Source organism: Mesorhizobium sp. WSM4830, from assembly GCF_055811495.1.
Window position 1 is genome coordinate 1 of sequence record NZ_JBVVQI010000066.1, and the last position, 8668, is coordinate 8668.

Below are 8668 nucleotides of genomic sequence, written 5' to 3' on the forward strand. Positions count from 1 at the left end.
GGTGCTGTCGACAAGAACATGCACTGGTCCCTCCGGCGGAACCTGGCGATCATGCCGTTTGTTGGGCGATTGCCATGTCCGCGCCCGACGGCTCAGGGTGGTATGATCGGGGACAGCGAGCGCCAGCCCCATCAGTTGCAGCACCGATTCCAGCAAGCCTTCTGCCTGGCGCAGCCGCAGGCCAAACACAAGGCCCAGCGTCAAGGTGGTCTCGATCGCCAGATCAGAATAGCGGTGCTGGCCGCCACGTGTCTTGCGTCTTGGCGCTTGCCACCTGGACAGGGCTTCCGGCGTCACCCACAGGGTCAAACTGCCGCGATGACGAAGTCCTGCCTCATATTCTGGCCAGTTCGTCACCCTGAACTTCATCTTCTCAATATGATGGCGGCGGCTGGTATTGTGTTTGAAAGGCATGGCTACGCTACAAAGGCTATTGCGGTTACCGCTTGCCTAAACCCACACCAATAAAAGATCCGTGCACCAACGCCCCGTTGCATGCGTTTAGCTCAAGTATGTTAGGTTCCGCCAATATATCAGGGTGCCCGCCGGCCTGGAGTTCAACTACGTACTGAACGTTACTCCCCCCGTCGATCGGAGCTTGATCCAAGGGCACAGCGTTGCGATGCAGTGATACCAGTCGGCCATTACCATCGAAGAATAAGATGTCCAGTGGGAGCGGAGTATCTTTCATCCAAAACCGCACATGGCGAGGGGAATCGAAGACAAATATCATGCCGTCGAACGGGCTAAGAACTCGCCTGTGCATGAGTCCCCTGCTGCGCTCATCCGAGTCATTTGCGACCATCACGGTTAATGGGCGTTTTTCGATTTTGATCGCTGCGACATCACAATTTGCGTTAAACAACGAAATCAGCGTAATAGCCTCAAGTAGAAACATCGTCACCTCTTTGCTTCCGTGAGAGATCATGTCCCAACGCGTGGAGTTGGCCCATAAAAACCAGACAGGATCAGATTTCTGTTTGACGGTTTGAGAACTCGCTCGTTTACCGATATCCCGAAGCTTTATGCGTGTGAAGCGTGTTGTACACCAGGGCGACGGAACACCCACGGGACCGAGGTTCGTGAGCTTTTATATCCGTGGCATCCCTGGTCTGGGCGGCTTATCCATATCCATGGATTGGTGGACAAGGGGTCTGCTGTGTCCCGCTGGAGCTTTTCGGGTTTAACGTTATGCTGGTTGCTCGAAGTCCCGGTGTGGATGTTTGACCGAACACTGAGTCGCGGTGGTTGGCCTTACCAATTGCGATGCCCATTTTTGCTTGCTTGCCTCCCTGCTCATCCCAGACCAACCGCCCCGCCGCACAAATTCGAATCCATCGACGCCAGGCAATGGCAGCGTGGGAAGCCGTGAGTGCACGGCCTGCCTGAAAAGCGCACGCTGGGCCTCACGTGGCCATATTCAAAGAACGTGACAACGCCGTTAAAGCTTATCGACCTCGACTTGAGCGTTCTCTGCTTCTCGGGGAAGACGCTAAATCCGCTCGTGCGTTACTGCCGGCTAGCAAAGGCTGCGGGGCGGCGGTGGAGTCGAGGGGCGGCGGCCGTTCCGCTTCACTCAAAGGTGCCGCCGGCGCCTGGATGGTTTCCGCGACGCCCTCCCCGCAACTGGGATGATCATCGTGCATGCACTGTGCTGTTGGGGACATGCTGGTGGCGGTGCCGGAAGAACCGGAGACATGTGATATCTCGGCAGCTGGCAGTGCGGCTTCTCTGTTGCTGCACAGGAGATCGTAGAGTATGTCCACGCAAATGCGCGCGTCCTTCTTGTCTTTTTGAAAGGGAGGGACCAGGGGCAATCTGATATCGGCCTTTTGGTACAACGGACTGCACTTTTCGTACAGCTGGTCAACCTTCTCCTCGCGGTTTTCGCCTTGCAGCAGCGGCTGGCTGTCGTCTTTCGTGAGGCGCTTCTTGAGCTCTTTCAGGTCGGTGTCGAGCCAGATCGAGCGCGCCTTATTAAGGATCAGGGCTCGATTCGACTCCTCGGCAAAGCAGCCACTGCCGGTTGCGATGACGACGGGTCCTCTCTCCAGGCACTTGGCGAGCTCCTCGGCCTCCAGGTCCCTGAAGTGCCCCTCGCCGTGCTCGGCGAACATCTCTATCAAATCGCCGTGCGCGGCGGCGATACGCTTATCGATGTCGAGAAAGTCCAACCCCAACTCCTTGGCAAGCTGGGCGCCGATGCTCCCCTTGCCGCTCGCCGGCATGCCGACGAACACTACCGGCTGCGTGCCGAGGGCCGCGCGGATCTCGCCGGCTTTCGGCGATCGAGCGACCCTATCCTGTTGTCTTGCGACGCCGCGCGGCCTGGAGGTCCCTGCCACCCTCGACCTGCTGTCTCCTGACGAGCCCCACTGTAATATCTCAAAGGCACCACGGGGAATGGGGACCGGCTTGCATTCGCTCTGCGCGCGCTGGGCGAGCTCGGCCCGGTAACTGGCCGGCGTATGGAACTCGACCTCGAAGCGATAGTTCTGCGCGGTTCTGAACGCCGTGTGAACGCCGCGTAACCGCCGCGTGTCCATCTTGGTGAACCAGTTGGTGGTCTCGACCTCGCTGCAGTCCCGCTCCTCGAAGGCCAGTGCCGCTTTCCTGAAGGCGCGTGTAAAAGCCTCGTCTGGGATCTCGAAGACATGGCGCACGGCATTGGTGACCAGTTGGGCCTCTGGCGCCGCGCTCACGCTCTGGCCGGTCAACTCGTCGGCTATCCAGCCCTGCCCGCGCGACCGTTGGTCAAGATGCTGCACCTTCACCTCAATGCCGTCCTGCCGCAAAAGCTCCGCAACCGCATGCACAGTTTCGGTAATCGCGCTTTCTTGCGCTTCGGCGGGGGCGGCTTCGAGCCTGGCGCGCTCCAGGGCCTGTTCGCTGCTCAGCGTTATCCTGCTGGCGGGGTCGTCGTCGGCCGAGATTGCTATGGCGCTGGGCAGAATGCGGGTTTCGACGGCGAGTCTGATCGAGGCCTCCATGACCGAGGCCGCCAGAGTGGGGTTGTCCTCCAGATGCGCCAGGCTGCGATCGACGTCGAACCGGCCCTGGTGGAGCTTTGCCGCCTGCGCCTTGACATAGGGCGCCGACTTGAAGCCCGGCCTCCCCTCCAAGAGCCGCTGCAATTCGGCGGTTTTCTGTTTGAACACCAGCGCACCGGTATCGGACTTGTAGGCGTCCGTGCCGACCTTGATGCCGACGCTCAACAGATTGATGGCGCTTTCATGCAGATCGTCCGGTTTGTAGCCGTCGGGCCGCGGATCAATGCGCGGCTGGTAGCGGTTGAGCAGGAAGTCGATGCGCTTCCTGGCGTCAGCGGTTGCCGGATAGGATTCTCTGAGTTTCGGGAAGAGCGCGCCGGCGTCGGCGCTGACGGCAGGCTTCGCGCCGGTTGAGGCCACGGATCGCGCTAACTGCTGCTTGACGTCCGACTGCTCATGAGCCTGCTCGCTATTGAGCTGCAGGTTCCAGTCCTGGAGCTCGGCCACTAGCAACGCGGCCAGTTCGCGGGCCACCGGATGCTCGGCGTCCTTGCTGTCTTCCCCCGCCCTGGCGATGAGCTCATCGAGGGCCTGGCCATCCGGCCGATCTTCCTGCAACAGTGCGCGAATGTCGGCCTTGAGCTCTTGATGAATGCCCTCGTAGGTGCCGAAGATGGCACGCTCGGCAAACCAGCGTTGCGCCTCCAGCGGCTGCGCCAGCATGTTGCGCTGCAGGCAGCTGTAGGTCTCCAGCACCGGCCCGGTGGCCGACAGGATCTGCTTGGACCGGCTGAACTGGTAGCCGCCTTTCTCAATGGCCGGCGTGTGCGACTTCGGCGGCTTCATCGAGGTGATGCCGCGCGCCTGCAGCTGCGCGTCGAACTGGCGCACATGCTCGTAAAGGCGAGGCCGGTCGCCGATGATGACGACGGAGTCGCCGTCAAAATCGCCGTCGAGCATTTTTTGTTCGGCGCTCGGAACTGCAACCAAAGAGCCGGGCGCGAACACCTCCGTCGCCTGCAGGATGCCGACGCACTCGAGCGCGGTGTCGGCCGTGACCCGGTCCTTTTCCTCCAGCCAGCGCGAATGGCACTTTACGTCCTCGGCAGACATCACCACCCCGCGCTCGGCGAAGTCCGCCGGCCACATTTCGTCGGGCACAACGATCAAGATGCCTTTGGCAAAGAAGGTCGGATCGTCGGCGGCAAGCCCAGCCCCCGACCTGTGCGCGACGTTGAAGCTGTATTGGAAGGCCACGCACCGATCCAGGAACGCCGCGGTTCGATCGCCATCGCGCGCCGACCTGACCCGGTCGGCGGCGAACGGGCGCAGGTCGGGCTTGTCATAGGGGGAGCGTCCGACAAGCACGCCAGCGTCACGGGTCAAGGTCTTGCTCTTGCCCGTCGGCACATGCAGGCATTCGTCGCTGGACGGCACGGCGATAGCGCCCGAACCTTCGATATGCCCGCCCGTGACCGTCCGGAACAGCTGCTCGGCGGTGAGGCTTTGATGGGTTTCGAGCCAAGCCAGAGCCTTCTCGCGGGTCTCCTGTGCCACCTCGACGCTGCGCGGATAATGTTGCAGCGCCGAGGGCGGTACCGCCGATTGCCTTTTATCGGCAAAGGCGGGCATCCGCTCGGGAGCGTCGTGGCGAGCCCGGGCAATGGACGGCATGCGCTCGGCCAGTGAGGCCCTGATGAAGCCGCAGCCGTCATGCGGCCGCAAGGCGATCTCGCCGTCTCGCCCCTCGAACCGGAAGGGATGCACTGCGCCTGCGGGGCGGTCGGGCAGAAGGGACAGCTTGAAGCACCCTTCCAGCGCATAATCATGCGGGCCAATGTCGGGGATGCCCGGCGGCGCAGCAAATCCGCGGCGCTGGGTATAGTAATAGGCTTCCTTGAACGGCGCCCAGTCCCGCGACAGCTGCTCAAAGGCCGTACCCGGAGCCGTCTCGGCATAGGGGATCGCCAAAAGTTTAGCGCTTGGGGCCTCTTCGGCCGCCAAGGGCAGCTGAGAGGCAAGCTGGTTCAGGCTCTTTTTCGGCGGCTTCAGTTTGCTGCCGCCGAACAGGTCCATGCGGTAGGGCACGCCCTCCAAGGTGAACGTGCGTGTCAGCATGGCGGCAGTCGGAGTTCCCTTTAGCTGCACCGCCACCACCTTCACCGCGCCCGAGGTCAAGCGGTGGAAAATGGAATAACGCAGCTCGGCTTCGCTGGTCAGCGGCCGGCCTTGGATGTCGACCACCGGCAGCCGCATCAGTCCGGCATCGCCTTGCGGCGGTCTCGGCTCGTGGTCCATGGCCTGAAGGACCCGATGGACATCGAAGCTGGCGGCTGTATGCTGGGCCTGGATCATCGATGCGTTCTGCGCCATGAAAGTGTCGAGCGCTTCGAACGGCTCCTTCGCCTCGATCTCGGCGATCACGCTCCAGCTCCTGTAGGAAAGGTCGGCGTAGATGAGGGCGCGGGCACTGTCCAGGATCTGCCTGGTCTTGCCGTGCAGCTCTTGCTGCCTGGCCTGCAAGGCGAGCTTGTCGCCGTCGACATAGGGCAGCCGGTAGTGCCTCTCCAGCACCGCCCGGGTCTTGAGCACCTGATAGATCGAAAGCGCCGAGCAGCGGCTTGCATTGGCGCCGCTGGTGCGCTCGGCCTGGCCTAGTTTGAGATGGGCATCGATCTTGTGTTCCACCACCGGCTGGATGGCGTTGAGCAGGTTCAGCGCCGACGTGCGGTGCCAGCGCAACACCGGCTTCGGGCTGCGAGCTAGTGGCAGCAGGGAGGCGCAAAGATTCCCCATCGTCTCCAGGTTGTTGTCGAGCTTAAACTCGGGAGCGGCACGTAACACCTCGAGCCTGTCCAGCCCCGGCCGTGCCAGCGCACCGAGATCGTCCAACAACTGCGCATTGCCCAACGCCTTGAATATACTCGCGATGGCATGGACATCGGCCTGCGGCAGCCGATCCTCGGCTGCTTGGAGGTAGTGCGCCAGCAGCTTCAGCCGGTCCTTCAGGAAGGCGGGTTCGGCGACCTCGCCGACGGTCTCTCCCTCCTCGATACACCGCGACAGACCGTTGGCGATCCTGACTAGCGCAGGCGTGCTGAAAGTACTGAAGCGACGGCCCTTGGAACCGAGCTCGCCGGCGATGGCAACGATCGCCTTGCGTGCTTTTTCTTCTTCCGGCCACTTGCCGAAACCGTTCACCAGATTGGCCAATTCTTGATTCGAGAATCCGTCGAGATTGCCGGCGCGGGCAACCACCGCGCCGGCGATGGCAACCGTCGCTTCACGCGTCTTCTGCTGGTCCGGCCATCTCCTGAAGCGGTTCACCCAATCGGCCAACTCCGAATCCGAATATCCGTCGAGATTGCCGTCGCGGGCAGCCACCGCGCCGGCGATGGAAAGCGTCGCTTCGCGCGCCTTCTGCTGGTCCGACATTGCGTCGGAGATGCGGTGCGGGCCTCCTTCGCTATCAGGACGCCCTGCTTGTCCGACCAACTCTCCGGTGCTGCCCATTCCCTCTCCGATCCAGCAAAACGCATCGCCTAAAGCCTGTCAACAACAGGCATCATTGGTTTGAGTGCGGTCACGCGACCCGGCAACGGCATGCTTGAAAGCCGCAGCATTCACGCAGCGGCAACTGCCTCGACAACGCCGCAATGAAAAACTTCTTCGCCACTCGATCGCTCCGACAGCATCGCAGGTCCGAAAGAGGGGGAGGACTATAGCCGCTATCACAAACCAACGACCTCATCAGCCTGAAGCTCAAAGGGCTGAGCCCTGTACAAACGCCCATAAATTACTATGAACCCCACCCGCTTTACGGGGCGAATCTACGGTGTTTTCATTGCGGTACAGATTGAGCGATATCGATCAGGAAGCGTTCGAAATCCAGTTCAAAAGAGCTTGCTTCGGTTTGGCGCCGACCGAGAAATCGGCCACTTCGCCGTCCTTGAAGATCGCGAGCGTCGGAATGGAGCGCACGCCCAATTGGGCGGCGAGTTCCGGGTTTTCATCGATGTTGAGCTTGGCGACCTTGATCTTGCTTTCCATCTCGACGGAGATTTCCTCGAGGCTCGGAGCAATGATCTTGCAGGGATCGCACCATTCCGCCCAGAAATCGACGACGACGGGTGCTGCGGATTCCAGAACTTCCGACTGGAAGTTATTGATATCGACTTTCACGGTAGCCATGGCTGCTCCTTTGACCGAAGAAGATGTGTGCGGGTGCGCAGAATTTTCAATTATCAACCCAGCTCTTTGGGGCATAGGGAGCGTTGCCCTGCGACCTGAAGCCTACTTCCTGGCCCACATCCCCGACCTTCCTCCTCCCTGCGACGGCAGGAGGCGCATCAGCAGATCCGCGATTAGCAAATTCACCGTGACCGCACCGGTGAATTGCGACGGCGAGTGGAGGCACTCTTTTGCGATCGACCTCATCCCTACGGTCCAGTAGCCGCGAAGTTGACAGATGCGACGCCGCGTTCAAGCATGTTCGGCAGTTGACGCCTGGGCACGCACCCTTCGCGATCTGCGAAAGGATGTCCCTAGGGACGTGAGTAAGTTCATGCGGCAGCTGATTTATGTCCGCCAAGTCAACCATTGATCATATTCCTATCGCCTTCACCGCATCCACAGCTAGCATCTGCGAACGCCCTGTTGAAGCGATACGTGGTTACGCTTGTAAGGTGTTTTTCCCGGCATTTGATGGGTTAAATTGATTTTGAATGTATCAAGCTGTCGTTCGCAGTTGACCGCAGAAAAATTAGATCGTGTTCCAGGGAGGGTTTTGTCGCAAACTTTTTAAAAGGCCGCAGAAGCGGCCATCGCTGGACACAGTTATGCAGCGAGTGCGGCGAATTGCTGAAATGCCGATTGGCCACTGGTTGAAAATTGGCGCTTGCGGATCATGTGAGCCACCTCGATACCATCCAGTGTTGCTGACGCAGACTGAAAGGATTTGAAGCCCTTCATGGGGCGGGTCAGCTTCTTGATAAACCGGTGGTCCTGCTCAATCGTGTTGTTGAGGTATTTGACCTGCAGGATCTCGATCAGCCAGAACCATCCATAAAACAACAGCAGCAGCCAGTTGATGTTTTGCAATCCTGCCATGTCGATGACGACCTTTTCGGGCCAGCCATTGTTCTTAATCGTGCGGGCGAAGAAAGCGCTGGCCGCGGCCTCATCGCGGTGCTCAGACAGCATGAAATCAAGGGTTTTGCCGAATTTGTCGACAGCCCGATAGAAATAGGTCCACTTGCCTTTGACCTGGATATAGGTCTCGTCCATCCGCCAGGAGCTGCTGGTTGCGGATTTGCGCCGCTGGGCCTGGCAGGCAATCAGGGGCGAATATTTCACGACCCATCTGTTCAGCGTCGCGTGGTCAACGGTAACGCCGCGCTCGGCCATAATCTCTTCCAGATCACGATAGGAGACCGCATATCTCACGTAGAAAAATACCGCGTATAAAATCACGTCTTTCGGGTAATGACTGCCTTTGAAATCGACCATGATCGGGAAACTCAATCTGCCTGCTCATCTTCAACCGGGATCTACGCCTACCATACTGGTTGCAAACCCGGTGAAAAGTTTTGCGACAGAACCCATGGCAATCGCCCAACAAACGGCATGATCGCCAGGTTCCGCCGGAGGGACCAGTGCATGTTCTTGTCGACAGCACC

Annotated in this window: 5 protein-coding genes; all 5 read right to left on the reverse strand. The window is 60.0% G+C overall.

Annotated features, from left to right (window positions below; genetic code table 11):
- On the reverse strand, positions 1-414 hold a 414-nt coding region (locus AC0L2Y_RS34075; protein ID WP_473562265.1), incomplete at its 3' end, for a transposase.
- Positions 415-439: 25 nt separating this feature from the next.
- A complete protein-coding gene (locus tag AC0L2Y_RS34080) occupies positions 440-898 on the reverse strand; it encodes a DUF192 domain-containing protein (RefSeq protein WP_473562266.1) in 459 nt (152 codons plus the stop codon).
- A gap of 550 nt (positions 899-1448) precedes the next feature.
- Complete coding sequence (locus tag AC0L2Y_RS34085) at positions 1449-6503, reverse strand: shikimate kinase (RefSeq protein ID WP_473562267.1); 5055 nt, start codon at positions 6501-6503, stop codon at positions 1449-1451.
- A 357-nt stretch (positions 6504-6860) separates the two neighbouring features.
- Positions 6861-7181, reverse strand: a complete 321-nt coding sequence (trxA, locus tag AC0L2Y_RS34090) for a thioredoxin (protein WP_473505915.1) — start codon at positions 7179-7181, stop codon at positions 6861-6863.
- A gap of 645 nt (positions 7182-7826) precedes the next feature.
- Positions 7827-8498 (reverse strand): IS6 family transposase, encoded by a 672-nt coding sequence (locus tag AC0L2Y_RS34095; RefSeq protein ID WP_473562268.1) that lies wholly within the window; start codon positions 8496-8498, stop codon positions 7827-7829.
- Between the last annotated feature and the right edge of the window lie 170 nt (positions 8499-8668).

What these genes read in the sequence shown, in the direction of transcription:
- AC0L2Y_RS34080 (WP_473562266.1), bottom strand. Translation starts at nt 898, where the DNA reads ATGTTTCTACTTGAGGCTATTACGCTGATTTCGTTGTTTAACGCAAAT.
- trxA (WP_473505915.1), bottom strand. Translation starts at nt 7,181, where the DNA reads ATGGCTACCGTGAAAGTCGATATCAATAACTTCCAGTCGGAAGTTCTG.
- AC0L2Y_RS34095 (WP_473562268.1), bottom strand. Translation starts at nt 8,498, where the DNA reads ATGGTCGATTTCAAAGGCAGTCATTACCCGAAAGACGTGATTTTATAC.
- AC0L2Y_RS34085 (WP_473562267.1), bottom strand. Translation starts at nt 6,503, where the DNA reads ATGGGCAGCACCGGAGAGTTGGTCGGACAAGCAGGGCGTCCTGATAGC.